Annotated in this window: 23 protein-coding genes and 1 pseudogene; 14 read left to right on the top strand and 10 right to left on the bottom strand. The window is 66.3% G+C overall.

Going from position 1 to position 25,532, the window contains the following annotated elements:
• Nucleotides 1-172 precede the first annotated feature (172 nt).
• Nucleotides 173-1,528: an IS1182-like element ISThsp16 family transposase gene (locus THIX_RS03590; RefSeq protein WP_112484377.1), complete on the bottom strand. Its 1,356-nt coding sequence runs from the start codon at nt 1,526-1,528 to the stop codon at nt 173-175.
• A 235-nt stretch (nt 1,529-1,763) separates the two neighbouring features.
• Between THIX_RS03590 and THIX_RS24555 the strand changes: the two genes are divergently transcribed.
• The 3 genes from THIX_RS24555 (at nt 1,764) to THIX_RS03600 (ending at nt 4,284) form a co-directional block, all read left to right on the top strand.
• Nucleotides 1,764-1,889, top strand: a complete 126-nt coding sequence (locus THIX_RS24555) for a hypothetical protein (RefSeq protein ID WP_256359955.1) — start codon at nt 1,764-1,766, stop codon at nt 1,887-1,889.
• A 518-nt stretch (nt 1,890-2,407) separates the two neighbouring features.
• Nucleotides 2,408-3,607 carry an ammonium transporter gene (locus tag THIX_RS03595; protein ID WP_112484979.1) on the top strand — a complete coding sequence of 400 codons (1,200 nt, stop codon included), beginning with the start codon at nt 2,408-2,410 and terminating at the stop codon, nt 3,605-3,607.
• 209 nt (nt 3,608-3,816) lie between these two features.
• Nucleotides 3,817-4,284, top strand: a complete 468-nt coding sequence (locus THIX_RS03600; RefSeq protein WP_146748438.1) for a hypothetical protein — start codon at nt 3,817-3,819, stop codon at nt 4,282-4,284.
• Nucleotides 4,285-4,376: 92 nt separating this feature from the next.
• Here THIX_RS03600 and THIX_RS03605 read toward each other — a convergent pair whose 3' ends face one another.
• The gene (locus THIX_RS03605) at nt 4,377-4,838 is read right to left on the bottom strand and encodes an Lrp/AsnC family transcriptional regulator (protein ID WP_112488130.1); all 462 of its coding nucleotides are present in this window, start codon (nt 4,836-4,838) and stop codon (nt 4,377-4,379) included.
• Nucleotides 4,839-5,020: 182 nt separating this feature from the next.
• Between THIX_RS03605 and ald the strand changes: the two genes are divergently transcribed.
• Together ald and THIX_RS03615 are read left to right on the top strand one after the other, a co-directional pair.
• Nucleotides 5,021-6,163 (top strand): alanine dehydrogenase, encoded by a 1,143-nt coding sequence (gene ald / locus THIX_RS03610; RefSeq protein WP_112488131.1) that lies wholly within the window; start codon nt 5,021-5,023, stop codon nt 6,161-6,163.
• A gap of 253 nt (nt 6,164-6,416) precedes the next feature.
• The gene (locus tag THIX_RS03615; RefSeq protein ID WP_112484983.1) at nt 6,417-7,223 is read left to right on the top strand and encodes a glycine zipper 2TM domain-containing protein; all 807 of its coding nucleotides are present in this window, start codon (nt 6,417-6,419) and stop codon (nt 7,221-7,223) included.
• Nucleotides 7,224-7,363: 140 nt separating this feature from the next.
• On the opposite strand, the pseudogene THIX_RS03620 reads toward THIX_RS03615, so the two are convergent.
• Nucleotides 7,364-8,897, bottom strand: a pseudogene (locus THIX_RS03620) (YifB family Mg chelatase-like AAA ATPase).
• 3 nt (nt 8,898-8,900) lie between these two features.
• Nucleotides 8,901-9,248 (bottom strand): accessory factor UbiK family protein, encoded by a 348-nt coding sequence (locus THIX_RS03625; RefSeq protein ID WP_112488132.1) that lies wholly within the window; start codon nt 9,246-9,248, stop codon nt 8,901-8,903.
• 502 nt (nt 9,249-9,750) lie between these two features.
• Between THIX_RS03625 and THIX_RS03630 the strand changes: the two genes are divergently transcribed.
• The 7 genes from THIX_RS03630 to THIX_RS03660 all read left to right on the top strand — a co-directional run bounded on the left by THIX_RS03630 (nt 9,751) and on the right by THIX_RS03660 (nt 16,974).
• Nucleotides 9,751-10,911 carry an outer membrane beta-barrel protein gene (locus THIX_RS03630; protein WP_112484985.1) on the top strand — a complete coding sequence of 387 codons (1,161 nt, stop codon included), beginning with the start codon at nt 9,751-9,753 and terminating at the stop codon, nt 10,909-10,911.
• 35 nt (nt 10,912-10,946) lie between these two features.
• Entirely contained in the window at nt 10,947-11,285 is a 339-nt protein-coding gene (locus tag THIX_RS03635) for a P-II family nitrogen regulator (RefSeq protein ID WP_112484988.1), read from the top strand.
• 28 nt (nt 11,286-11,313) lie between these two features.
• On the top strand, nt 11,314-12,714 hold the full coding sequence (locus tag THIX_RS03640) for an ammonium transporter (protein ID WP_112484990.1): 1,401 nt from the start codon (nt 11,314-11,316) through the stop codon (nt 12,712-12,714).
• A gap of 231 nt (nt 12,715-12,945) precedes the next feature.
• On the top strand, nt 12,946-14,238 hold the full coding sequence (gshA, locus tag THIX_RS03645; RefSeq protein WP_112484992.1) for a glutamate--cysteine ligase: 1,293 nt from the start codon (nt 12,946-12,948) through the stop codon (nt 14,236-14,238).
• A gap of 255 nt (nt 14,239-14,493) precedes the next feature.
• Nucleotides 14,494-15,468 carry a glutathione synthase gene (gshB, locus tag THIX_RS03650; protein WP_112484994.1) on the top strand — a complete coding sequence of 325 codons (975 nt, stop codon included), beginning with the start codon at nt 14,494-14,496 and terminating at the stop codon, nt 15,466-15,468.
• Nucleotides 15,469-15,538: 70 nt separating this feature from the next.
• Complete coding sequence (locus tag THIX_RS03655; protein ID WP_112484996.1) at nt 15,539-16,471, top strand: hypothetical protein; 933 nt, start codon at nt 15,539-15,541, stop codon at nt 16,469-16,471.
• Nucleotides 16,468-16,974, top strand: coding sequence for a hypothetical protein (locus THIX_RS03660; RefSeq protein ID WP_112484998.1), 507 nt, complete (start codon nt 16,468-16,470; stop codon nt 16,972-16,974). The genes THIX_RS03655 and THIX_RS03660 overlap by 4 nt, the downstream gene beginning before the upstream one ends.
• 211 nt (nt 16,975-17,185) lie before the next feature.
• Here the strand turns inward: THIX_RS03660 and THIX_RS03665 are convergent, their stop codons facing one another.
• Nucleotides 17,186-18,094: a hypothetical protein gene (locus tag THIX_RS03665; RefSeq protein ID WP_112485000.1), complete on the bottom strand. Its 909-nt coding sequence runs from the start codon at nt 18,092-18,094 to the stop codon at nt 17,186-17,188.
• Nucleotides 18,095-18,583: 489 nt separating this feature from the next.
• Here THIX_RS03665 and THIX_RS03670 point away from each other — a divergent pair, with 489 nt between their 5' ends.
• Complete coding sequence (locus THIX_RS03670; protein ID WP_112485002.1) at nt 18,584-19,861, top strand: class I SAM-dependent RNA methyltransferase; 1,278 nt, start codon at nt 18,584-18,586, stop codon at nt 19,859-19,861.
• Nucleotides 19,862-19,898: 37 nt separating this feature from the next.
• On the opposite strand, the gene THIX_RS03675 is transcribed toward THIX_RS03670, so the two are convergent.
• The 5 genes from THIX_RS03675 to THIX_RS03695 form a co-directional block, all read right to left on the bottom strand.
• Nucleotides 19,899-20,756 carry an extracellular solute-binding protein gene (locus tag THIX_RS03675; RefSeq protein WP_112485004.1) on the bottom strand — a complete coding sequence of 286 codons (858 nt, stop codon included), beginning with the start codon at nt 20,754-20,756 and terminating at the stop codon, nt 19,899-19,901.
• Nucleotides 20,720-21,460 (bottom strand): ATP-binding cassette domain-containing protein, encoded by a 741-nt coding sequence (locus tag THIX_RS03680; RefSeq protein WP_112485006.1) that lies wholly within the window; start codon nt 21,458-21,460, stop codon nt 20,720-20,722. The genes THIX_RS03675 and THIX_RS03680 overlap by 37 nt, the downstream gene beginning before the upstream one ends.
• 70 nt (nt 21,461-21,530) lie before the next feature.
• The gene (locus THIX_RS03685) at nt 21,531-22,226 is read right to left on the bottom strand and encodes an ABC transporter permease (protein ID WP_112485008.1); all 696 of its coding nucleotides are present in this window, start codon (nt 22,224-22,226) and stop codon (nt 21,531-21,533) included.
• A 96-nt stretch (nt 22,227-22,322) separates the two neighbouring features.
• Nucleotides 22,323-23,090 (bottom strand): 5'-methylthioadenosine/adenosylhomocysteine nucleosidase, encoded by a 768-nt coding sequence (locus THIX_RS03690; protein WP_112485010.1) that lies wholly within the window; start codon nt 23,088-23,090, stop codon nt 22,323-22,325.
• Nucleotides 23,087-23,917 (bottom strand): glycerophosphodiester phosphodiesterase family protein, encoded by an 831-nt coding sequence (locus tag THIX_RS03695; protein WP_112485012.1) that lies wholly within the window; start codon nt 23,915-23,917, stop codon nt 23,087-23,089. The genes THIX_RS03690 and THIX_RS03695 overlap by 4 nt, the downstream gene beginning before the upstream one ends.
• 361 nt (nt 23,918-24,278) lie before the next feature.
• Between THIX_RS03695 and THIX_RS03700 the strand changes: the two genes are divergently transcribed.
• Nucleotides 24,279-25,520, top strand: a complete 1,242-nt coding sequence (locus THIX_RS03700) for a molybdopterin-dependent oxidoreductase (RefSeq protein ID WP_112488133.1) — start codon at nt 24,279-24,281, stop codon at nt 25,518-25,520.
• The last annotated feature ends 12 nt before the right edge of the window (nt 25,521-25,532 follow it).

Here is a 25,532-nt window from a genome sequence, read left to right on the forward strand (position 1 = left end):
GCCTAGGAGGCTGTCGGACTTGAACCCGAGCGAATCCGATTGATCAGTGCGACGCGTTTTTTTTGACAGCGGCGCGCTGATCGAACGCTCTCGATGGTTGGCGAGACACTGTGAGGGCACATGGGGCGGCCTGGGGACTCGGTTTTGGCGTGGTCGGGGCGCACTATTGCCCTCACGCGGCTCGCAGGACGTGCATGCGCTTGATGTTCCAAGCCATGGTCACCAAGCTCCATTCGCCTTGTGCCTTGGCCAGCCCGCGCATGCTCATCTGGCGCCAACCCATCACTTGCTTGATGATGCCGAACACCGGCTCCACTGTCTGCTTGCGCAGGCCGTACAGGGCTCGGCCTGCTTGCGTGCCCAGGCGGTGTGCCATCTGCACGAGCGGATCCGTCGTCTGGGGCTCGGGCACATCGGGTGCAAAGCGCCCCATCACCGGCGTGTGATGCGACTCCCGCTTGAGCGCCAGCAGCGGCTCGATACCCGCGTCGTTGCACGCGATCACGTTGGCTTGGCTGAAGAAGCCGTTGTCCGTGATGAGCGTGTGCACCTCGCCCAGCACCGCGGGTAACGCTTGGATCTGCTGCAGCGTAGGCACAACTTCGCGCTTGTCGTTGGATGCCTGGCTCACATGCTGGGTGATCACCATCATCGTCGCGATGTCCACGCCGGCTTGTGCGTTGTAGCTTTGCTCGAAGCCCCCACCCGACACGGGCATGATGCGCGACTCTTCATCCGTGAGGTTGACCTGATCGCTGCTCCGGGGGCCGGCCTCTGGCGGCTCAGGGTCCTTGCCGCGCGGCTTCTTGCCCGCCTCGCGCTGGGCTTGGCGCTTGGCGGTCTTGGCCTCGTACTCCTGCTGCTCGACCTGATGGCGTTCGCTGGCGCGCTGCTCGATCTTGGCCTTGGCCTGCGCGATTGCGCTCAAGCGATCTGCACGCAGGGCGATCTCCGCCGGCACATCCATGCCGTCGGGTACCGTCGCGCGGTCGCTGTTCTCTGCCAGCGCCAGCAGCGTTTGTACTTCCTGGCGCAGCTGCGCCTCGATCTTGTTGGCATGAGCCCACGACAAGGCCTTGTGCTTGCTGGCGTTGGCGTCGATCTTGGTGCCATCCAGCGCGATGTGTCCGAGCTTGAGCAGCTTCATCTCGCGCGCCAGAACCAGCACCTGCACGAACAGTGCCTCCACCTCCTTCAAGAAGCGGCGGCGGAACGTCGCCAGCGTGTCGTGATCGGGGTGGGTATTGGCCGCAACAAAGCGGAACGCCACCGAGTCGTAGGTCGCCCGCTCGATCTTGCGGCTGGAGTGCACGCCGTTGGCGTAGCCGTAGATCAGCAGGCCCAGCAGCACCGCCGGATGGTGCGCCGCCGAGCCCCGGCCTGCGTACTGTCGGGCCAGATCGCCCAGATCAAGCTGCTCGATGACTTCGACCACGAAGCGCGCCAAGTGATCAGTGGGCAGCCATTCGTCCACCGACGGTGGCAACAGATATGCGGTGTCTCGGTCAACAGGGACGAAGCGGCTCATCGGCTCGGGCTCTCGGTTGTGCAGCAGCAATTGTCTCGGATAGCGTCTTCATCCGGAAGACCGCAAAGTCCGACAGTCTCCTAGGCGGAACTTCGCCGCCCAGTTCGGGACTTACAATGGGGCACAGTGCGAACGGACGCGCTGCCCGAATTGGATGCCGTGCGCGCAAGCCTTCGGCATGAAACGTGAGAGTCCGCGCTCCTGATGAGCGAACCGGATTGATTCGGAATCAGCCATGTCGATTTATCCCTTATTTGCCTATCTCGTCGCTGCTGCCGCCATCACCCTGGTTGGTGGCGTCTTCCTCGCCCTGCGCCACACCATGCGCGCTTCGCGCGCAAATCGCGATTTGCGGGGCTGAGGCCCGGGCCGTCTTCGCAGGTGCGTCGAGCGCTGCGCTTGACCCCAGGCCTCGGTGCCGTCTCAGTGCCGCATGACGCCGCTCAAACTTGACGAGGCCGCAGATCCAGGCCGTTGAGCGGTGGCGATGATGAGCAGGTGCGCTTTGCTCGCAGCCTGCAGTCTCTGTTGTGCGCCCGGAACACTCGCCGCGCCGCGCATATTACGCGGCTGGTTCTAATTGTCTTGCCGCGTCGTTGCCCATCCAGGCGTTAACAGGCTATAGCACTTTAATGGTGCATTACGGCTTTCAATGCCCCAAATAAATGCATTCATGTGAGACACATGCGCACGGATACGGGGCATTGCGCCTATTTGTGGCGGATTTGTGCAATGTAAAAATCAATCTGGCACGCGATGAGCGCCAACAAGGGGCGTATGCACTGAAATGGAACGAATCTTGCATGCTTTCTGGGCCTTTGCACCGATTGCGGGATGCCTGCCCGCTGCCGCGCAAAACCGACCTCAAGGAAGCCCTCCATGCAAGCCTTGCAACAAAGCAGTGATGTCCTGTTTCTTCTTCTCGGCGCCATCCTGGTGCTGTTCATGCATGCCGGTTTCGCCTTCCTGGAACTCGGCACCGTGCGCAAGAAAAACCAGGTCAATGCCCTGGTGAAAATCCTGGTCGATTTTGCGGTTGCCACGCTGGCCTATTTTTTCGTCGGCTATGGCATTGCCTATGGGGTGCATTTCCTGGTGCCCGCCGCCCAGCTCAATCTGGACGACGGCTTTGAGCTCACCCGCTTTTTCTTCCTGCTGACCTTTGCCGCGGCGGTTCCGGCGATCGTCTCCGGCGGCATCGCCGAGCGTGCCAAGTTCTATCCGCAACTCATGGCCACCGCGGCCATCGTCGGCGTGGTCTACCCGCTGTTCGAGGGCGCGATGTGGGGCAATCGCTTTGGCGTGCAGGCCTGGTTCGAGCAGGTTTTCGGTGCTTCCTTCCACGACTTCGCGGGTTCCGTGGTGGTGCACGCCATGGGCGGATGGATCGCGTTGCCCGCCGTTCTGTTGCTGGGCGCGAGACGTGGACGTTACAAGGACGGCCGGGTCAATCCGCATCCCCCATCCAGCATTCCGTTTCTCGCGCTGGGTTCGTGGATTTTGATCGTCGGCTGGTTCGGCTTCAACGTCATGAGCGCGCAGAACATCAGCAAGATTTCCGGCCTGGTGGCCATCAACTCCCTCATGGCCCTGGTGGGCGGCACCCTGGCGGCTTTGGTGGCCGGGCGCAACGACCCGGGTTTCGTCCACAACGGCCCGCTCGCCGGGCTGGTGGCGGTGTGCGCGGGCTCGGACATCATGCACCCCCTCGGCGCGCTGGTCACCGGAGCGGTGGCCGGCTGGCTGTTCGTGTGGATGTTCACCCTGACGCAAAACCGCTTGCGGATGGACGACGTGCTCGGCGTCTGGCCACTGCACGGCTTGTGTGGTGCCTGGGGCGGCATCGCCGCCGGCATTTTCGGCCAGACGGCCTTGGGCGGCATCGGCGGCGTGAGCTTCTGGGGCCAGGTGGTGGGTACGCTGGCTGGCGTGGTCTGGGCCCTGCTTTCGGGGCTGGTGGTCTACGGCCTGCTCAAGCTGGCGATGGGCATTCGGCTGGACGCCGAGGCCGAATTCGAGGGGGCCGATCTGGCGATCCACAAAATCAGCTCCGCACCCGAGCGCGAAGTCAGCTGGTGAGCGCCGCCGAAGGAACGAGAACGCATCGGACGGCCGTGCGCAGCCGATGCGCAGGTGCGCAACAGCATGAAAGCAGGACGGCGATGTTTCTGGTCTTTCCGTGAAATCGTTCACAGTCTTTTCCAGGCTTCATTCCTACAGTGCAAACCATGTGATCGGCCCAGGCGGCTGGTCTCCGGCTCCCACCATTGCAGCGAAGGATGAAGATCATGGCCCATACCAATGCCTCCAAGAATCTCTCGGCGCAACACACGCCCGTGGCGCTGAACGATCCCCCAGCGGACGACCCCCAAGTCCCCTCGAACGCCGTGCGCGCTGCGAGGGCGCAAGCAGGCTTCGTCGCCGGGCAGCGGTTCACTTGCGAGCACATCGCGCAAATCGCGCAGATTTACATCGACCACCTCGGCATGTGCCGGCTGGAGCCGGTCACCATTCAGGCGGTTGCCGCATCCCAGGGCTTCGACGCCATCGTCGTGGACGACGACGGCCAGGGCTACATCGCCCTCGTTGCCACCGAGCAACTGCCCACGCACGGCACCTACCGCTTGAGCCGCCGAGTCAAACAGCGCGGCATGGCCGAAGAGCTGTTCGTGGTGGAACAAAGTCGCGCCGGGCTGGAGCAGGGCGAAGCGCAAAACAACTATTACGTGCACATCCTGCGCCGCTTGTCGCATTGAGGCATGGACGTTTTTGAAGCGTTCCTGGCGTTTGCCTGGCGCCAGGTTTGCCGCGCCGGTTCCGGGCCCATCCGGTTTTCAGGCTGCCATCCTCACACCGGGTAGTCCGTGCGCTTGACCACGGTGCGCAGCGCAAAACTGCTCTTGATGCGCACCACATGCGGCAGGCGCGACAGCTCCTGCTTGTGCAGGCGCTCATAGTCTTGCGGGTTCTCCACCGCGGCGCGCAGCAGGTAGTCGAAATCTCCCGCCATCAGCTGGCATTCGAGAATGTCGCGGCTGGCCGCCGCGGCTTTCTCGAACGCCGCGAGCACCTCCTCGCGCTGGCTGTCCAGCGTCACCTCGATGAACACGGTGGTGGCGCGGTCGATGGCGCGCGCATCCAGCAGCGCCACATAGCGCGCGATCACCCCCGTTTGTTCCAGGCGCTGCACCCGGCGCAAGCAGGCTGAAGCCGACAGCCCCACCTTGTCGGCCAGTTGCGCATTGGGCATGCGGCCGTCGGCCTGCAGCAGGGTGAGAATCGAACGGTCGTAACGGTCAAGTTCGGTCATGGCGGCGGCATCGGGCGAATGTGCGCAATTCTGCGCCGTATCAGCCCTAAAAATCCACAGAAAATTGCGCCCATCAGGGGTTTGACCCATCGATCTTGCAATCGGATTTCGTGTCCATGGACCGATACTTTCCCCATCTTTGCGAGCGGCAAAGAACCACGCACAACCAAGGGGAAAACATCATGTTAATCGGCGTACCAAAGGAAATCAAAGTGCACGAATACCGCGTCGGCCTCACGCCGGACGCCGTGCGCGAACTCAGCCACCATGGCCACCGCGTGCTGGTGCAAGCCGGCGCCGGAGCCGGCATCGGCGCCAGCGACGCCGACTACAAGGAAGCCGGCGCCGGCATTGCGCCCGACGCTGCCAGCGTCTTCGCGCAGGCGGACATGATCGTCAAGGTGAAAGAGCCGCAGGCGGCCGAATGCCGCATGCTGCGCCCCGGCCAGTTGCTGTTCACCTACCTGCATCTGGCACCCGACCCCGAGCAGGCGAAACTGTTGATGGCCAGCGGTTGCACCGCCATCGCCTACGAGACCGTGACCGACGCCCAGGGCGGCCTGCCGCTGCTGGCGCCGATGAGCGAAGTGGCCGGGCGCATGGCCGTGCAGGTCGGCGCCGTGGCCTTGCAAAAAGCCAGTGGCGGCCGTGGCGTGCTGCTCGGCGGTGTGCCTGGCGTGCCGGCTGGCGACGTGGTCGTCATCGGCGGCGGCACCGTGGGCACGCATGCCGCGCGCATGGCCGTGGGCCTGGGCGCGCGCGTCACCATCCTCGACAAATCGCTACCCCGCCTGCGCCAGCTGGACGAACTGTTCGACGGCCGCGTCACTACCCAGTACTCCACCCTGCACGCGCTCGACGCCGCCGTCACCCAGGCCGACCTGGTGGTGGGCGCCGTGCTGGTTCCCGGCGCCGCAGCACCCAAGCTGGTGAAGCGCGCACAGCTCGGACGCATGCGTCCAGGCAGCGTGGTGGTGGACGTCGCCATCGACCAGGGTGGATGCTTCGAGACCTCGCGCGCCACCACGCATGAAGACCCGACCTATGTGGTCGACGGCGTGGTGCACTACTGTGTCGCCAACATGCCCGGCGCCGTCGCACGCACCTCCACCTATGCCCTGAACAACGCCACCTTGCCGTTCACGCTGGCGCTGGCCAACAAGGGATGGAAACAAGCCTGCGCCGAAGACCGGCATCTGTGCGCCGGCCTCAACGTGCATGCCGGGCGCATCACCTACGCCGCCGTGGCCCAGGCCCTGAACCTGCCCTACACCGCTGCCGCGGAAGCGTTGCTGGACCAGCCGACGGCGTTGCTGGTGGCCTGAAGGCTGAAGGAGCCCTCGCGTGGCGTGAGGCTCCCGCCGTGAGGCAGGCGTCAACTTTGCCCACGCCATTTCGTTACAACAGGACAGCCCGCCCCTAGGCCGTAGGCCGTCACAAGCTGGCCCGGGGGCAGGCTCACAAGCGCCCCGCCGAACCTCGGCACCGAGGATCTTCGAATCCTCCCGAAGCGCTGGCCCTCCAGCGCAGACGGCCACGGGGCTATCCTGCACCTTGCTCGTGACTCCTGAACGCACCATGCAAACTCCAACTCCTCCACAGCCACCGACTGGCAGCTCCGCACCCAAAACCGTCTGGATCGCCGCCGGCGTCCTCGGGACCCTGATCGTCGTGCTGCTGGCCGCCGTGCTCTACAAGCTGAGCGCCGGCCCCGCCTCGCCGACTGCCGAGCCACTGGCGCCCACGGCAACCGCATCGATACCGGCGGGAGCAATCCCGGCGCAGGCTGGCGGCACCGGGGCGCAATCGGCGGTGGCCGTGACCAACGCCATCCCGGCTGCCACCGGGGCATCGCAGTTCGCGCCGCTGCAGCCGTCCAATTCGCAGTCGGCCAATTCGCAGTCGCAGCGGCCGAACCGCGTGACCCAGACGCAGCGGCAAACCCAGCCCGTGGCCGATCGCGCTAACAACGCCGCCCCGCAAACCTTCGCCCCGCAAACCTTCGCGCCGCAACCGGGGCAGGCTCCGGCCCCCGCGCCGCAAGCACCGGTCTGCGCCAGTTGCGGCACCGTGGTTGCCGTCACGCCGGTGCAGGAGCCCGGCCACGCCAACGGCATCGGTGCCGTGGTTGGCGGTGTCGTCGGCGGCTTGCTCGGCAATCAGGTCGGCGGTGGCAACGGCCGCACCGCGGCGACGGTCATCGGTGCTCTGGGCGGCGGCTATGCCGGCAACGAGGTGCAAAAACGCGTCAATGCCCAGACCGTCTACCGCGTGCAAGTGCGCATGGACGACGGTCAAGTGCGCACCACAACCCTGGGGGCGGCCCCGCCCATGGGCCAGCGCGTGCAGTTCGGTGCGAATGGTGGGCTCAATCCCCTGCCCTGAGGGCGCCAAGCCCTGGCTTGCGGGCGGCCGCATTCCGTCCGGCCTGAGCAGTTTCCACGCTCAAGGGCCGCCCGGGCCACGCTGCCGAATTCCCCACACCCCCATCACGGGCGCGGCAACGTGCCACTCCGGGGTGCTCGTCAGCGACCGGACATCACCCGGCGGTATTGCATGGCTTCAGCCAAATGCGCCAGGGCGATGGACTCCTGGGCCGCCAGATCGGCGATGGTGCGGGACACTTTCAGCACGCGATGCGCGGCGCGTGCCGACCAGCCCAGGCGCTTGAGGGCGCCCGCCAGCCAGTTGGATGCATGCGCGTCGAGCGCGCAATGGTCATCCAGCGCCGCACCCGTCAACGCCGTATTCATGCAGCCCTGGCGCTGAATCTGCCGTTCGGCCGCAGCAGCGACCCGCGCGGCAATGGCGTGGCTGGATTCCCCCCGTGGCAGGCGCAGCAGTTCGTCGGGTTCCAGCGCGCCAACCTCCGCCTGGATATCGATGCGGTCGAGCAGCGGCCCGGAGATGCGGCTCTGGTAACGCGCCACCTGCTCGGGTGTGCAGCGGCAGGTGCGTGTGGCGTGGCCAAGGTAGCCGCAAGGGCAGGGGTTCATCGCGCCGATGAACTGGAAGCGCGCCGGGAATTCCGCCTGGCGCGCCGCGCGCGAAATATGGATGCGCCCGCTTTCCAGCGGTTCGCGCAGGCTTTCCAGCACGCTGCGATCGAACTCCGACTGGCAGTTCGTCGAGAAACAAGGTTCCCTGGTGCGCGAGTGAAATTTCGCCCGGTCGCAGCACGGAACCGCCGCCGCCACCCACCAGGGCCACCGCAGAGGCGGTGTGATGCGGGCTGCGGAAGGGCCGCTGCCCCCAGCGCGCCACGTCGAAGCGGCCCACCAGACTGAGCACCGCCGCGCTTTCCAGCGCCTCGTCGGGCTGCATCGGCGGCAGCAGGCCGGCAAAGCGCTGCGCCAGCATGGATTTGCCGCTGCCCGGCGGCCCCACCATCAGCGCGTGATGGTTGCCGGCGGCGGCAATTTCCAGCGCACGCTTGGCGGCGCTGTGGCCGCGCACTTCGGCCATATCGGCCACTTCCGGTGTCTGGGCTGGGGACTGCGGAACGGGGCGCAGGCTGGCGGCCTCGCACTGCTTGCACAGGTAAGCCACCACTTCGCTCAAATGGCGCACGCCGAGCACGGCGTCGGGCGCGACCAATGCGGCTTCGGCGGCGCTCTGCGCCGGCAGCACGAAGCACAGCGCGTTGTTGCCGCTGGTGTCCTGTCGCGCCATGGCAAAGGCCATGGCCAGCGCGCCGCGCACCGGGCGCAACGCGCCCGACAGCGACAGCTCACCGGCGAACTCATGGCCGACCAGGGCTTGCGGCGGTATCGTGCCCTCGGCAGCCAGCAGGCCGAGGGCGATGGGGAGGTCGAAGCGGCCCGACTCCTTCGGCAAATCGGCCGGTGCCAGATTGACGACGATGCGCCGCGACGCCGGGAAGGCGAAGCCGCTGTTGAGCAGGGCGCTGCGCACGCGGTCGCGGGCTTCGCGCACCTCGGCCTCGGGCAGGCCGACGATGGAAAAGCTCGGCAGGCCGTTGGCCAGATGCACTTCCACCTGAACCGGCGGCGCCTCCAGCCCCAGCAGGGCGCGGCTGGCAACCTGGGCCAGGGCCATGCGTCAGGGCGCGGCCGGTTTGTCGCTGGGCGTGGCCAGCGACGCTTCAGGAGAAAACGCCTGGCCGCCCGAAGTTTTCCCATCCCCACCCGGGGGGAGTCCGCTTGCGGACTGCTGGGGGTTTTCCAGCGCGGCAACCTGCGCCTCCAGTTGCGCGATGCGTTGGCTGGAGGCGGCCAGCATGGCTTGCAGCGCGTCGAACTCGTCGCGCGTCACCAAATCCAGGCGTCCCGCGGCGGACTGCGCCAGCGCGCGAGCATTGCGCTGCATGTCTTTCAGCGGCGATTTGTCCAGCGCCTCGGCAGCGCGGCGCAAGAAGGCCTTGGGCGAGTTGGGGGTCGATGTGGTCATGGTGGCGAAAGGGGTGGCGTAAGGGCGTTGTGAGGCGATGAACCGGTGAGTCAGCCGCCATTGTGGCGGTAATCGCAGCAGCACAGGCAAATCCGGCGAAAGGAACTTGTCGCAACCGGGGATCGGCAGCGCCGTGCGGGGTTGGAGGCAACGATGCGAGGTGGCTGGCGCCAAGCCATCCAGGCCAGACGCCGCAGCCGATTTGGAATGGAAGCCTCGCATTCGGAGCCAAGCGTCATACGGGAAATCCTGTGCGCACAACAACGGCGCACAGCCCGGAATGCGTGCGCCCTGTGAATGCGGCGCACCAGAAAACGCACTGCGCATGGGCGTTTTGCCCAAAAACTGGGCCTTCATGGCCGAAAGAACGGGTCTGGAGGGGCTTGGAGGCATTCAGACTGGCCTGGCACGAAAGCTGCAAAGCCAAGCCTGGGCTCACCACTGTCCCGCCGTCCCACTGTCCCCCCACTCCAATGCTTGCCCACGTTTCGGGAGAATCTTGATGAAAAAAATACTGCTTGCTGCCTGCATCGCTGCTGCTTACGGCTACACCGGTTTCGCCTCCGCTCAGACCGCACCCGCTGCTCCTGCAGCTCCTGCAGCCCCCAGTCTGGGCGCGGTGCTCGCGGCCACACCGGGACTGAGCATCACGGGGTATGTGGCTTCCACCTACACCCACTTCGATACGACGCCGGCACTGCGCGCTTTCGACACCAGCCAGAACGGCTTCAAGCTCAACCAGGCGGCGGTGACCTTGGCCTATCTGCCGACATCCGGCGCTGGCGCGGAGGTGACCGCCATCGCCGGTTCGGATGCCAAAATCCTGCGCCAGGGTGAAACCTATCCGTTCAACACCACAGCCAGCCAGTTCGACCTCAACAACGCCTTCGTGCAATACGCCACCGGCCCGCTCACGGTGATGGCCGGCAAGTTCTCCACCCTGGCCGGGGCCGAGGTGCTCAATCCGGCGGTCGACAACGAGATTTCCCGCTCGCTGCTGTTCTGGGACATGGAGCCCGGAACCCACACCGGTGTGCGTGCGGCTTATGCCGTTTCGGGCGCGCTGACCTTGACGGCTGGCGTGAATAACGGCTGGAACTTCACCAGTTCGCCCGCCGGCACCGCCAAGACGATCGAGCTTGGCGCATCGGGCTCGCCGAACAAGATGTTCTCGTACTCCGGCGCGTATTACCGCGGGCAGTCGCCGCTGTACGGCGGCAGCACCACCGGAGTTCTGCAACTGCTGGACTTGGTCGGCACCATCAATGCAACGGATAGCCTGAGCTTTGTCGGCAACGTCGACATTCTGTCCAAGGACAACACCCTGCTTCCCGACGGCACGACGGGTACCGGCAAAGCCAACGGACTGGCCCTGTATGCCAACTACGCCATCAATCCTCAGTTCATGCTGTCGGCTCGGGGTGAATACATCGACGACAAGAACGGCATCGTGACAACGAACGCTGGCGGTGTGTTGCCTGCTGGCGTGTTGTCCAACAAGCTCAAGGAACTGACCCTGGCGCTGAACTACACACCCATGTCGAACTTCAAGCTCACGGCGGAGATTCGTCAAGACAAGTCCGACGCGGCAGTTTTCACCAAGAACGGCGCTTCCACCACCAAGCAAACTTCGCTCGAGTTGCAAGGCGTCTATTCGTTCTGAGCACCCACCCCACCCCCATCAGGAAGGAGCAACCCATGAAAATGATCATGGCCATCATCAAGCCGTTCAAGCTCGACGAGGTGCGTGAAGCCTTGTCAGGCATCGGCGTGACGGGCATCACCGTCACCGAGGTCAAGGGCTTCGGCCGGCAGAAGGGTCACACCGAGCTGTATCGCGGCGCGGAGTATGTCGTCGACTTTCTGCCGAAAGTGAAGATCGAGGCCGCCGTGCCCGAAACCCTGGTCGAACGCACCATCGAAGCGATCGAAAACTCAGCCCGCACCGGCAAGATTGGCGACGGCAAGATTTTCGTCTCGGCTCTCGAACAGGTGGTTCGCATCCGCACCGGCGAGACCGGTGGCGACGCGCTCTGACACCTGCCCTCCTAGAAAGGTCCTCAACATGAAAAAGTTTCTCGCATCTCTCGCGCTGAGCCTGGTCGCCTTGACCACCGCAGCGCCAGTCTGGGCGCAGGTGGCCAGCGCCCCGGCTTCGACGCCACCCGCTGCGGCAGCACCGGCAGCGGCTCCCGCGCCGGCACCTGCGGCAGCCCCCGCAGCCGCGCCTGCAGCCCCCAACCCCGCGGCCTTCATCAACTCCGGCGACAACGCCTGGATGCTGACCTCCACCGCGCTGGTGCTGATGATGACCATCCCGGGCCTGGCGCTGTTCTATGGCGGCATGGTGCGCAAGAAAAATGTGCTGGCCACGCTGATGCAAAGTTTTGCCATCACCTGCCTGGTGACGGTACTGTGGATGATCGTCGGCTACAGCCTGGCGTTCACCCCGGGCAGTGGCTTCATCGGCGGCCTGAGTCGGTTCTTCCTCAATGGCATGGGCCTGGACGCGGCGAATCCGCTCGCGCCGACCATCCCTGAGTCGACCTACATGACCTTCCAGATGACCTTCGCCATCATCACCCCGGCGCTCATCGTCGGCTCCTTCGCCGATCGCATGAAGTTCTCCGCCATGCTGTGGTTCATGGGTTTGTGGCTGCTGGCCGTGTACGCGCCCATCGCCCACATGGTGTGGGGCCCCGGGGGCTGGCTGGGCGGCGACGGCGTGCTCGACTACGCCGGCGGCACCGTGGTGCACATCAACGCCGGCGTGGCCGGCCTGGTGGCGGCCTTGGTGTTGGGCAAGCGTGTGGGCTACGGCAAGGAAGCCATGCCGCCGCACAACCTGACCCTGACGATGATCGGCGCCTCGCTGCTGTGGGTGGGCTGGTTCGGCTTCAACGCCGGCTCGGCCGTGGCCGCCAGCGACCGCGCCGGCATGGCGATGGCCGCGACGCAGATCGCCACCGCCGCCGCCGCGCTGGGCTGGATGTTCGCCGAGTGGATGTCGCGCGGCAAACCCACCATCCTGGGCATCTGCTCCGGCGCGGTGGCCGGCCTCGTGGCCATCACCCCCGCCTCCGGTTTCGTCGGCCCGACCGGCGCGCTGGCCATCGGCATCGCCGCCGGTGTGGTCTGCTTCTGGACTGCCGTCTATATGAAGGAAATGATCGGCTACGACGACTCGCTCGACGCCTTCGGCGTGCACGCCATCGGCGGCGCCCTCGGCGCCCTGCTCACCGGCGTGTTCGCGGTCAAGGCCATCGGCGGCACCGCCGGCGTGCTCGAAGGCAATCTCGGCCAGCTGCTGATCCAGGCCAAGGGCGTGGCGGTCACCGTCGTGTACGACGCGGTCGTGAGCTTCATCATCCTCAAACTGGTGGACATGACCATCGGCCTGCGTGTGACCGAAGAGCAGGAACGCGAAGGCCTGGACATCAGCCTGCATGGCGAGCAGGTGCTCTGAGCCATGGCCTGAGATGCAAGTTGACTTTCATCCGGGGTGATCCTCTCGCCCCGGCCGCATCTCCAGCGGAATGTTCAGCCCGGCCTCGAGCCGGGCTTTTTGATGGGGCGCCGTCAGACGTGCGCGGGCAGGAGTCACGCGCCTCTGTCACAATTTGCGAGTTTCCGCGCTCGACGCCCGGCCTTTGGCTCTTGATGCAGCCGCCCCCAAACTCCAACGATACGTTCTCGCATGATTCCCCATCTCATCTCCACTGAAAGCGGCCCGGTGCTCGAACTCGAGCAGCGCATTCTCGAAGCCCAGCCCGCCATCGAGCGCTGGTTCCGGCTGGAGTGGATGGAGCATTCGCCGCCGTTCTACGCCTCGGTGGATTTGCGCAACGGCGGCTTCAAGCTCGCCCCGGTGGACACCAATCTCTTTCCCGGCGGCTGGAACAATCTGTCGGACGAAATGCTGCCGCTGGCGGTGCAGGCGGCGATGGCGGCGATCGAGAAAATCTGCCCCGAGGCCAAGGGCCTGCTGCTGATTCCCGAGAAGCACACGCGCAACACCTTCTACCTGGAAAACCTGGCGAAGCTGACGCAAATCTTCCACCAGGCCGGGTTGAAGGTGCATGTGGGTACGGTGGACGAGGCCATCACCGAGCCCAAGTCGGTGCAACTGCCCAACGGCGACAGTCTGCTGCTCGAGCCCCTCGTGCGCGGCAAGCGCCGCTTGGGAACGAAGGACTTCGACCCCTGCACCATCCTGCTCAACAACGACCTGTCGTCCGGCGTGCCGGCCAATCTGGAAGGCCTGTATGAGCAGTACGTTCTGCCGCCCCTGCATGCGGGCTGGACCACGCGGCGCAAGACCACCCACTTCAAGAGCTATGACGATGTGGTCAAGCGCTTCGCCAAGCTCATTGGCGTCGACCCCTGGATGCTGAACCCGTATTTCGCGCATTGCGGCAACATCGACTTCCAGGAGCGCCAGGGCGAGAACTGCCTGGTCGACGCGGTGGACACGGTGCTGGCCAAGGTGCGCAAGAAGTACAAGGAGTACGGCATCCACGAAAAACCTTTCGTTGCCGTGAAGGCCGACGCCGGCACGTACGGCATGGGCGTGATGATGGTGCACGACGCATCGGAAGTGAAAGACCTCAATCGCAAGACGCGCAACAAGATGAGCGTGGTGAAGGAAGGCATGGAGGTGCACGACGTCATCATCCAGGAAGGCATCCCCAGCATCGAGCGCCTGCAGGAAGCGGTGTGCGAACCCGTGGTCTACATGATGGACCGCTATGTGGTGGGCGGCTTCTACCGCGTGCACGCCGACCGCGGCCCGAGCGAAAACCTCAACTCCCCCGGCATGCATTTCGTGCCGCTGGCGTTCGACGAGCAGTTCAACGTCACCCACCCGGAAGCCAAGCCCGGCACCAACGGCCCGAACCGCTTCTACATGTACGGCGTGATCGCCCGCCTGGCGCTGGTGGCGGCCAGCTACGAGTTGGAGCGCACCGACCCCGAGGCCGAGACGGTCTGAACCCATGAGAAAACGCCGGGCCGCCAGCCGCCTGAGTCGTCTGGCCTTCGTGCCGTCCAAGCCTGCACTGGCGGGCTCGGAGCCGCGGTACTCAGCCCCAAGTTTGCTCGGGAGGCGCGGCGCGGAGCATGCGCCGGGGCCATTCGCCTGGCGCGCGAACCGGCGCAGGCCTGTTCGCTGGTCCATGCTCATCCCCCTCGGGGGGCGGCCGCTGCATGGCGGCGGCCTGGGGCGCTCATACCGCCGGCGCTGCCCATGAATCTGCTCGTCGTCGCCGACCCGCTGGAAGCCTTCAACCCCAAGAAGGACTCGACCCTGGCAATGATGCGCGAGGCGCAGCGCCGTGGCGACGCGGTGTGGGCGTGCGAACCACGCCACCTGCACTGGGCCGGCGGCGCCGGCGCGGCGCAGGCAGGCCCGGTGCGCGCACTGTGCCGCCACATCCAGGTGCTGGACGCGGCCAAGCCCTGGTTCAGCGAGATCGAACAGGTGGAACGCGCGCTGCACGACTTCGACGCCGTGCTGATGCGCAAGGACCCACCGTTCGACAGCGAGTTCTTCTACGCCACCCATTTGCTGGAGCAGGCCGAGCGCGAGGGTGCATGCGTGTTCAACGCGCCGCGTGCGCTGCGCGACCACCCGGAAAAACTCGCCATCCTGGAATGGCCGCAGTTCATTCCGGCCACGCTGGTGAGCCGCGATATGGCGCAGTTGCGCGCCTTTGCCGCCGAGCACGGCGACATCATCGTCAAGCCGCTGGACGGCATGGGCGGCGCCGGCATTTTCCGCCTGCGCGCAGGCGCCGGCGGCAGCCCCGACGTGAACCTGGGCGTGGTGCTGGAAACCCTCACCGACTGGGGCCGGCGCAGCATCATGGCCCAGCGCTTCATTCCCGAAATTGCGCAGGGCGACAAGCGCGTGCTCATCATCGGCGGCGAGCCGGTGCCGTTCGCGCTGGCGCGCATTCCGCAACATGGCGAAACCCGTGGCAACCTTGCCGCCGGCGGCCTGGGCGTGGCCCAGCCGCTCACTGCGTCTGACCGCGCCATGGCCGAAGCGCTCGGCCCGACGCTGGCCGCGCGCGGCTTGCTGTTGGTGGGCATCGACATCATCGGCGAGCGACTCACCGAGATCAACGTCACCAGCCCCACCTGCTTCGTCGAAATCACCCAGCAAACCGGCTTTGACGTGGCCGCACGCTTCCTGGACGCGCTGCAGGCCCAGAGCTGAGGCTCCTCTCCTGATGCGGCTGCCCTGCGGCAGTCGCTCCTGCCAGGGGATGAGACATCTGCGGGCAGCCATGCTGTGCGATTCCAGCCTATCTCCTTGCGAAGAGCCCGATGTTTTCGACGGCTACACCAAGATGCGCCGCCTGTTTGCGCGCCAGGAACGCATTGCCGTCATGCTCCGTGGCCCGGTGCTGCTGCGCCGGGTCGGCGCCGGCGGCGAGCCGCACGACACGCGGCTCACGCCCGCGCCGTGGCGCCCGCCGCAGAGCCTGACGCCGATGTTCTGGTTCCAGTTGGCCGTGGGTGCCCTGGCCAGGCTGCTCAGCGCCTGGGTCTGGGTCTTGCGCCCGCACGACTGGGCAGCGCGCATGCTGGCCGCTGCCGGCTTGCTGCTGCTCGCCACCACCGCGGCCGCAGCCGTTTACAGCGCACGTGAGCTGGCGCTGCCGAAGGGGGGGTGTTTCGCGGGCTATCGGCCATCCCATCCGGGTGCCGTCAGCTTCGGCATGAGCCTGGTCGGCTTGTTCATGATATGTATCCGCGCCCCTTGGCGCCTCCATCCAGCCTGCGCGTGCTGCCACTGGTGTTCCTGTCCTGGTGGGTGCGACACACCTGGCAGATCATGCCCGACCAGAACTGGGGGAGGGCGCCTGCCCATTCTGCTGGGCCTGTTTTCGCCCATGCCGCAGGGCTACGCCTTCGGCTTTTTCCTCGTGCTGTTCGGCGGGTTGGCGTTCGGCGTGGAACGCTGCCGCCTGTTCGACCTCGACCGCTGGGCTTTTCGTCTGCTGCTGTGGCCAGCGTCTTGTCCCTGGACCTCGTGCTGGCCTTCGGCGTCGGCTTCAACCCCGGCTCCTCGCTGGCGCTCACCCTGCTGGTCTGCGGCGCCCTCTGTATCTTCCGCTGCGCCAATGGCTTTGGGGCCCATGGTGCAACGTCCGGCACTGCCGATGGAGCAGGCCTTGCCGACGGCGGCCGAGGTGGCCTTCACCCCCATGCCATGACGCGCGAACAGCGTTGGCTGACTGTGCTGCAAAGCCTGTACGGCCCGCTGCAACTGCCGCCGCAGCAGCCCGAGGCAGGTTCGGTTGCGGCCTTGCGCCCCGAAGGGCTGGAGTTGCTGGTGCCCGCCGCGGGCGGCCTGGATGCGCGCTTGTTGGTGGGCCGCAGTGCCGGGATCAAGCTCTTTTCACCGCAGGACGTGGCGTTCGCGCAATCGTTCTGCGGCCTGCTCGACAAGGCGGCCGGCGAACGCCATGCCTATGTGCGCGGCGTCGGGCAGGAGCGCGGCCGCATCGCCCGCGGCTTGGCGCAAACCGAGCAAACCCTCGGCGACTTCCTCGCCGATCTGCGCCACGACACGCGGCAGCGCCTGGAACGGGCCGGCTTGCAGCTCGATTGGCAGCTCGACGCCGCCGCCTTGCACAACCTGCACCTGCGCATTGGTGATGATGGCGCGGGCTTCGACCCCGACCAGGTCTACGAGGGCGCAGGGACTGCGCAATAGGCGCCCGCGCCCTGGGTGGCGAGGTGCATTGGCGCTCACGCGCCGCCCTCGTGGTGGAGATGGGGCCGAGGCGCCCACGGCAACGGCGCCTGGAGCCGGCACGCAGGTGGACATCGACTGGCCGGTGCCAACCCGGGAATCGGCAGCCGCCACGATGCCGCACAAAAGCCGGGAAGGCCGGCCCTGGGCGGCATGACCCGTTGCCGCGTTTTCAGTTCTTGGCCTTGAGCCACTGCATGAATTCCGCATAAGGCTTGGGGCTGCCAGCTTCCCAGCCGGGAATGTGCAACATCTCGTTGAGACGTTGGGACGGGTTGCCGAGCATGGCGGCGCGCACCTTGTCCACGGTCGCGGCAGGCGTGCCGGGAGCAGCCAGCAACGCCCAGAAGGGCATGGACTGATGGGCCAGAACGATGCCACCTTCAGCTTTCCACTTTTTCGATACGAGGGGCGTGACCGCGCCGATCACGGCCGCGTGCGTGGTCTGCATGAAACCCGTGACCGCATTCTGGTACGCCACATAAATGACCTTCGGCGGCGTACCCGCGCGCTGCAGCCACAGCTTGGTGGCCACCTTGTCCACCAGGCTGCCCTTGGTGGGTGTCAGCAGCAGTGCGGCTGGCGACTTCCAGGCATCGGCCGCGGCCACGCAGGTTGCCGGCGGCACACGTTCCACACCGAGGATGGCGAGTGTCGGCCCGCCCAGCAAGACCTCGCCGGGTTTGCCCGGGCAGGGCTGGGCGATGAAGTCGGTGCCGAACTCCACGGGGGATTTCGCCGTCGCCACGAGTTGCCAGCCCTTGCTCAGGAGTGCCGCGCTCAGGTTGGGCGGTTTGCTGAAGACAAAGTCAAAGTGGCTGCCTTCAGATGCTTGCTTGCCGGCATCAGCCTTGGAATAGTTGGCCTCCCAAATCACTTTGCGCCCCGCTGCGGCGCCGATCACGTCAGCGAGTTCCTGCGCGGTGTTGCCGAGCGCCACCGCGTTTTCCTGCACCAGTCCATTCTGGATGCCCAGCATCAGCGTTGGCGAAGTCGGTGCTGGCGCCGCATGCGCAGCTGGCGCCAGGCCCAGCAGCATTGAAAACAGCAGATTCGTGGTGGGCAGGGTCAGTCGCTTCATGGCATTTGGGTGATTTTTGGGAATCGTTGCTGGTGCAGGACAGTGGCAGTGACGGAAAAAACTCACCGATGGAGATCGGGCGTCAGCACCAAGAATGAATCATGGCAGGTTTCTGGACAGCGCACTACTAGCTTAATCCTGATGCCATCCTGGCCTGCGTGCACCACCGAGCATCGTCCCCACGCCCAAGACCCCCGCCGCCGAAATGCAGCACCCGCAATATTCGGACGTCTGGATAGGTCGTTCCGGTTCACAAGCGCCAGCAGCAGGCGTGCCACGACAAGGCCCAAGCGTTAAGGCGACGCTGAACAAGTTCCCGTGATGCAGCGCGCCTTGCATCGGGATGGGATGCAAGGCGCAAACCACAGCCATAGCCCAAGCTATGGCGCGGATTTGCAACGCCGCAGACCGCCCGAGGCGCGGACGCGATGCGCACGAGGGACTTGTTCAGCGTTGCCTTAAGCTGCAGGCTTTGTCCGCGAGCCCGCCATGTCCGATCTTCACGCCCTGTTTCTGCCCTGCCCGCGCGGGCTGGAAGCCGTGCTCGTGGCGGAAATGCAGCAGCTCGGCAGCGCCACGCTGCAGGTTGGCGACGCGGTGGCCAGCGGCGTGCCAGCGCGTGGCACGCTCGACGATGTGATGCGCCTGAACCTGCACAGCCGTATTGCCTCGCGTGTATTGCTCTGCCTCGGTCAGGCCCCGGTGACGCAGGCCGACGAGGTGTACCGGCTGGCGCTCAAGCTGCCCTGGGGGCGCTGGTTCAAGCCGACGCAAACCCTGCGGGTGGACGTCACGGCCGAGCGCATTCCAGCGGAGCGCGCACCCAGCAAAAAACCGGTGTGGCCGGCCACGGCCCGCAGCGGCCACGACAGCCCCGCTCGCAGCGGCGGCTTTCTCGACAGCCTGCATTTCACCGCCCTGCGCGCGAAAGACGGCGTTTGCGACCACTTCCGCGCGCGCGGCGAAGAGCGCCCCAGCGTGGACCGCGAACAGCCCGATGTGCGGGTGCAACTGCACCTCACCGCCAGCGAAGCCCTGCTGTATCTCGACACCTCGGGCGAGGCGCTGTTCAAGCGCGGCTGGCGCACCGAGCATGGCGAGGCGCCGCTGAAGGAGAACCTTGCCGCCGGGTTGTTGAGGCTCTCGGGCTGGACACCGGACGCCGTGCTGTTCGACCCGCTGTGCGGCGCCGGCACGCTGGCCGTGGAGGCGGCGCAGATGGCGTGCAACATCGCTCCGGGCCTGGGCCGCAGCTTCGGCTTCGAGCGCCTGCAAGGCTTCGACCGCGGCGTCTGGATCGGCCTGCGCCAGGCCGCCAATGCGGCGCGGCGTGCGCCACCAGCGGCCATCATCGCCGCCGACATCGACCCGCGCATGGTGCAGCTCACGCGCGCCAACGCGCAGCGCGCCGGGGTGGAGGGCGCCATCCGCTTCCAGCAGGCCGATGTGATGGACGCGGTGCCGCCAGTGCAACTGGCGCCGGGTCAGGCGGGGCACATCGTCACCAACCCGCCGTATGCCGAGCGCATCGAGGCCAAGGGCCGCGAGGCCGAAGACTTTCTGCCGCGCCTGGGCGACGTGCTCAAGCAGCGCTTCGTCGGCTGGCATGCCGCCTTGCTGCTGGCCGACCTGCAGGCCGACAAGGCCCTGCGCCTGAAGCCGGCGCGGCGCCACGTGGTCTACAACGGGCCGATCGAATGCCGCTTGTTCACCTTCGCCCTGGTGGCCGGCCGGCCGCCGCGCAAGGCCGAGGCGGCGCCAGCCTGAAAATGTTCAGGGAGGATGAGCCCCGTCCCGGGGGCGCTCAAGGCCCGGGCTTGGCGCTGGGGAAGAACAGCGGCTTACCGTTGATCTTGATGCTGGCAATCGCCTGCTGGCCGACCGGCGAGGTGAGCCAGTCGATGAACGCGCGGCCCTGCGCGGCTTTGACCTGCGGGTGTTTGGCGGGGTTGACCAGCATGACGCCATAGGGGTTGAACAGGGCCGGGTCGCCTTGCAGCACGATGGTCAGATCACCCCGGTTCTTGAACGCCAGCCAGGTGCCGCGATCGCTCAGTGTGTATGCGCCCAAAGCCGCAGCGGTGTTGAGCGCCTGTCCCATGCCCGCGCCGATTTCGCGGTACCACTTGCCGCGTCCCTCGGCCACCGGATCGACGCCCGCCTGCTTCCAGACGCGCAGCTCGGCGGCGTGGGTGCCACTCTTGTCGCCGCGCGAGATGAACAGCGCCTGCTTCGCCGCGATGCGTCGCAACGCGTCCGCCAAGGTCTTGGCCTGCGCCACATCCGCCGGATCGGACTTCGGGCCGACGAGGACGAAATCGTTGTACATGACGTCGCGCCGGTCCACGCCCCAAGCTTCGGCGACGAAGCGATCCTCGGCCGCGCGGTCGTGCACGAACACCACGTCGGCATCACCACGCCGGCCGATGTCCAGCGCCTGCCCCGTGCCCACGGCCACCACCTTCACGGCAATCCCGGTGTCCTTGGTGAACAGCGGCAGGATGTGGCCGAACAAGCCCGACTGCTCGGTCGAGGTGGTGGAGGCGACGACGATGCTGGGCGCGGCTTCTTTCTGGACTTGCGCCTGCGCGGCCAGCGGGAACAGGGCCAGCGCTGCGGCGCTGATCAGGCCTGCGGCGCGCAGGCGTAGGCGGGTGAACATGAGACCTCTCCTTGGATGTCTGTGCCGCCGTGTCGCGGCGCGGGTTGATGCGGTTCGTGGTTGGTTTGCAGGCGGCCGTGTTCGAGGCGCAGCACCCGCTGCGCCAGGGCAATCTCTTCCGGGCGATGGGTGCTGAGCAGCACCGTGATGCCCTGCACGGCGAGGTCTTGCACGTCTTGCAGGATGGCTGCGCTGGCCTGCTGGTCGAGATGGCTGCAGGGCTCGTCGAGCAGCAGCAGCTCGGGCTGCAACATCCAGGCGCGCGCCAGCGCCAGACGCTGGCGCTGGCCGGACGACAGGCTGGCGGCGCTTTGCTGCGCTTGTTCCTTGAGGCCTGCGCGGGCAAGCGCGGCATCAAGCAAGGCGCGGCGGTTGTGGGTCGAAGCCGCACTCAAGGCCAGGCGCAAGTTGTCTTCCACCGAGGCGCGCAGCAAGGGCGTGTGCGCAAACACCATGGCTTGCGCGGCATAGGCCATGCCGTCCTGCGGGGGCGCCTCGCCGGCGAAGTGCAAGCTGCCGCAGCTCGGCACGTCAAGACCGTGAATCAGCCGCAGCAAGCTGGTTTTGCCCGCGCCGTTCGGTCCCACCAGCGCGGTGATGCCGCCGCGCTCCAACTGCAGATCGAGGTCGCGCAACACCCAGTTCGCGCCCCGTCGCAGGCCCACGCCGTGCAGGGTGATGGGGAACAGCGAGCCTTCGGTCATCGTTGGGCTCCCTTGGCGCCATGAGCCGTCCCTCCGAGAGGGAATTCGCCCTTGAGGCGGCTCTGCGGGCTCATGCGCCCTCTCCGTACCGCGCTGCCGCATGCTGGCGCAGCAGGGCGGCGGCGGCATTGACCAGCAGCACCAGCGCCATCAATACCGTGCCCAGCGCCAGCGCCAGCGGCAGATCGCCCTTGCTGGTTTCCAGCGCGATGGCGGTGGTCATGGTGCGGGTGTAGCCCTCGATATTGCCGCCGGCGATCATCACCGCACCGACCTCGGACACCGCCCGGCCAAACCCGGCGAGCGCTGCGACCAGCAGGGCATGGCGGCAGTCCCACAACAGCCAGCGCACGCGCTGCAAGGCGCGCAGGCGCAGCGAGCGCAGGGGGTCGCCGTGCAGTCGCCAGGATTCGGCCACGATCTGTCGCGTCACGGCGGCAATCAGCGGCGTGGTGAGCAGGGTTTGTGCCAGAATCATCGCCGGCACCGAGAACAGCAAACCCAGCCCGCCCAAGGGCCCGCTGCGCGAGAGCAGCAGATACACCAGCAAGCCGACGATCACCGAGGGCAGGCCGAGCAGGCTATTGAGCAGCGCCACCAGCGTGCCGCGCCCGGGAAACGCATGCACCGCCAGCCACGCTCCCAGCGGCAGGCCGAGCAGCAAACCGAGCAGCACGCTGGAGCCGCTGACGCGCAGCGATACGCCGACGATGTGCCAGGCGGCCGTATCGCCCGCGGCCAGCAGTTGCCAGATTTGAGAGAGCATGGAGAGATGTGGGCGCATGCAGCGATGAACATTCGCATACTAACGCTTACAGCCAAACACATTCACGTTGCAGGCCGAAAAAGGGTCTTGCAGGCCTCAGCCCGGCAGCAAGGCCAGGCGCAGCACCTCGGCGCTGTAATGCCGCGCCACTTCGGTGGTGAAGCGGTCGAAATCCAGGTGGGCGCCGGCGTCGGCGCGGTCGGAGATGCTGCGCACCGCGGCGAAGGCCACGCCGTAGTCGGCGCACACTTGCGCCACGGCGGCGCTTTCCATGTCCACCGCCAGCGCGTCGGGCAGGGCTGCGCGCAGGCGTTGTGCGTCAGCCGGGCCGGCGACGAAGCGGTCGCCGCTCAGCAACAGGCCGTGATGCACGCGCGGTGCATCGATGCCCAGCAGCTTCAGGCGCGCCTGCCCGGCGGCGCCATGCAAGGCCCCGGCGATGGCGGCCTGCGCGGCGAGCAGCAAACGCGCCGACCAGAGGGCATCGGCGGCGAAGCGGCTGGTGCCGGTGAGGGGCACCTCGTAGCGCGGGAACAACGGCGAGGCGTCGAGGTCGTGCTGCAGCAGGTCGCGGGCGACGACGATGTCGCCGATCTTGACCGCCGCGTCCAAACCGCCGGCGGTGCCGGTGAACAGCAGGGCGTCGCAGCCGAACTCGGCGATCAGGCTGGTGGCGCTGGTCGCGGCTGCGACCTTGCCGATGCCGGACAGCGCCATCACCACCTCGTGCCCGTGCAGCCGGCCGCGGTGATAAACGCGCTTGCCGTGCAGCCGCTGCGGCTGCGTGGGGATGAGTTGTTGCAGCAGCATCTGCTGCTCGGGCTGCATGGCACACAAAATGCCCAGGCGGGAAGGTTCGCTCATGAGTCGAAGGCGGCCGCTGGCGAGGGTGCTGGGCCGAGGTCGAGCGCGTCGGTGAACAGGCCATCGACACCCGCCGCGCACCACTGCGCCTGCGCGGCTGCGTCGTTCACGGTGTAGAGGCGCAGTCGCAAAGCGGCGGCGTGCACGGTATGCACCAGCTCTGGCGTGCACGCCCTGGCATCGAGGTGGAGGGCCTGCAGCGCCAGGGTTTGCGCGGCCTCGCGCCAGTGCTGCGGCAAGGCTGCGCACAGCCAGGCGCGGGGCAGTTGGGGCGCCGTGCGCAGCGCGCCCTGCAAGGCCGGGATGGAGAATGAAGACAGACAGGGCGGCTGCGCGGCATCGGTCCAGAGCCTAGCCGCAGCCTGGGCGATGCGAGCGCCCCAGTCGGCTTGCTGCGCGGCGCTGGCGTCGGCATCGGGCTTGATTTCCAGATTGAGCCAGATGTCCTGTCCGGCCAGTAACGCCGCCACGCTTTCCAGCGATGGAATGCGCTGATCTGAGCCCCCAGCCGTGCGCAAGCGGACTCCTGCCGGGGGGCGCTCGCCAGCAAAGCGCGGTTTGAACGCGGCGCCCGCATCAAGCCGCGCCAGCCGTTCCCAGGGCTGCCAGCTGGCGCGGCCGCTGGCCTCGGTGGTGCGGCCGAGCAGGTCGTCGTGCAGCAGGAAGGGGACGCCGTCGGCGCTCAGTTTGACATCGCATTCAAAGGCACTGAAACCTGCCTGCAGGCCGGCTTTGAATCCGGCGAGCGTGTTTTCGGGAGCCAGCCAGCCGCCGCCGCGGTGAGCGATGCGCTGGCAGGGTGCAGTCGAGATGAACGGGTTCCCCATGACGGCTTGCGAAAGATGTGACTCGCTGTAACTCTACTCGGTATGCGTTATATCTACTTAAATATAAAGTAATACAGGTGGCAGTAGCCTTCGCCAGACCCGATTCTCTCCAGCGCAGCACACGCGCATCAACCCCGGAACCGCATGCAGACTCGTTTATGCACCATCGCGCATATGTGCACGTTGAACGATGTGCGCCAAAGAAAGCCAGGCTGGCAACTCACTGCCCAGAAAACTTGATTGATTCCATCGAAAACAGTGGTTTGTGTTCGGCCGCGAAACAACCTGAAATGCATCCATCCGCCACTTGGGCGGATTCCAGGCCCGCAGTGGCCGAGTGAACCCGGAGGAGGCATTCATCATGACATCCAAGAAACCCGAAATCGACACCATTGTGCGTCGGCAATTGTTGCAGGCTGGCGCGCTTGGCCTAGGCTCCGCGCTGCTGGCGCGCAGCGCATTGGCCGCCGACATGGTCAAGCTGCCGCTGCCCGGCGGGCCGGATGAGCGACGTCTCACCAACGCCTTCCCGCAAAAGGGCACGATGATTTTGCAGCGCACCCGCCCGCCGTTGCTGGAGACGCCGTTCTCGGTCTACGACAAGGGTGTGTTCACCCCGGTCAACGAGTTTTACGTGCGCTGGCACTGGGCCGACATTCCCACGCACATGGACCCCAAGACCCATACCGTGACCATCAGCGGGCATGTGAACCAGGAACTCAAGTTCACCGTGTTCGACCTCATGCGCAAGTTCAAGCATGTGGAACTGGCGGCGGTGAACCAGTGCTCCGGCAATTCGCGTGGCTACTTCCAGCCGCGCGTGGCCGGCGGCGAGTGGAGCAATGGCGCCATGGGCAATGCCCGCTGGGTGGGCGTGCGGCTCAAGGACGTGCTCGACGAAGCCGGCGTCAAACCCGGCGCGGTGCAGGTGCAGTTCGAGGGCTCCGAGCGGCCGGTGATTCCCACCGCGCCGAACCTGAAGAAATCGCTCAACGTGGACCATGCCCGCGATGGCGAAGTGATGATCGCCTGGGAAATGAACGGCCAGGCGCTGCCGCTGCTCAATGGCTTTCCGTTCCGCCTCATCGTCCCCGGCTGGTACGCCACGTACTGGACCAAGATGCTGCAGCACATCACCGTGCTCGACCACGAGGACACCAATTTCTGGATGCATCCGGCCTACACCATCCCCGACAACTGGCCGCAGGCGAACATGACGCCGGGCGAGAAAGACGTGAAGTTCGTGCCCATCAACAAAATGGTGCCGCGCTCCTTCGTCACCAATCTCACGACGGGCGCGAAGGTGCCGGCGGGCCGGCCCGAACTGGTGCGCGGCATCGCTTTCGGTGGCGACACCGGGGTGAAGATGGTGGAGCTGTCGATCGACGGCGGCAAGACCTGGATGCCGACCCAACTCGGCAAGGACTACGGCAAATACAGCTTCCGCCAATGGACCACGCATGTGAAGCTGGACAAGGGCGCGCAAACGCTGATGGCCCGCTGCACCAATAGCGACGGCCTGCAGCAGCCCATGACGCCGAACTGGAACCCGGGCGGCTTCATGCGCAACGTGGTGGAAACCACCCCCGTGATGGCCGTTTGAACGAGGAGACCC

This window comes from Thiomonas sp. X19, from assembly GCF_900089495.1.
Taxonomy (GTDB): Bacteria; Pseudomonadota; Gammaproteobacteria; order Burkholderiales; family Burkholderiaceae_C; genus Thiomonas_A.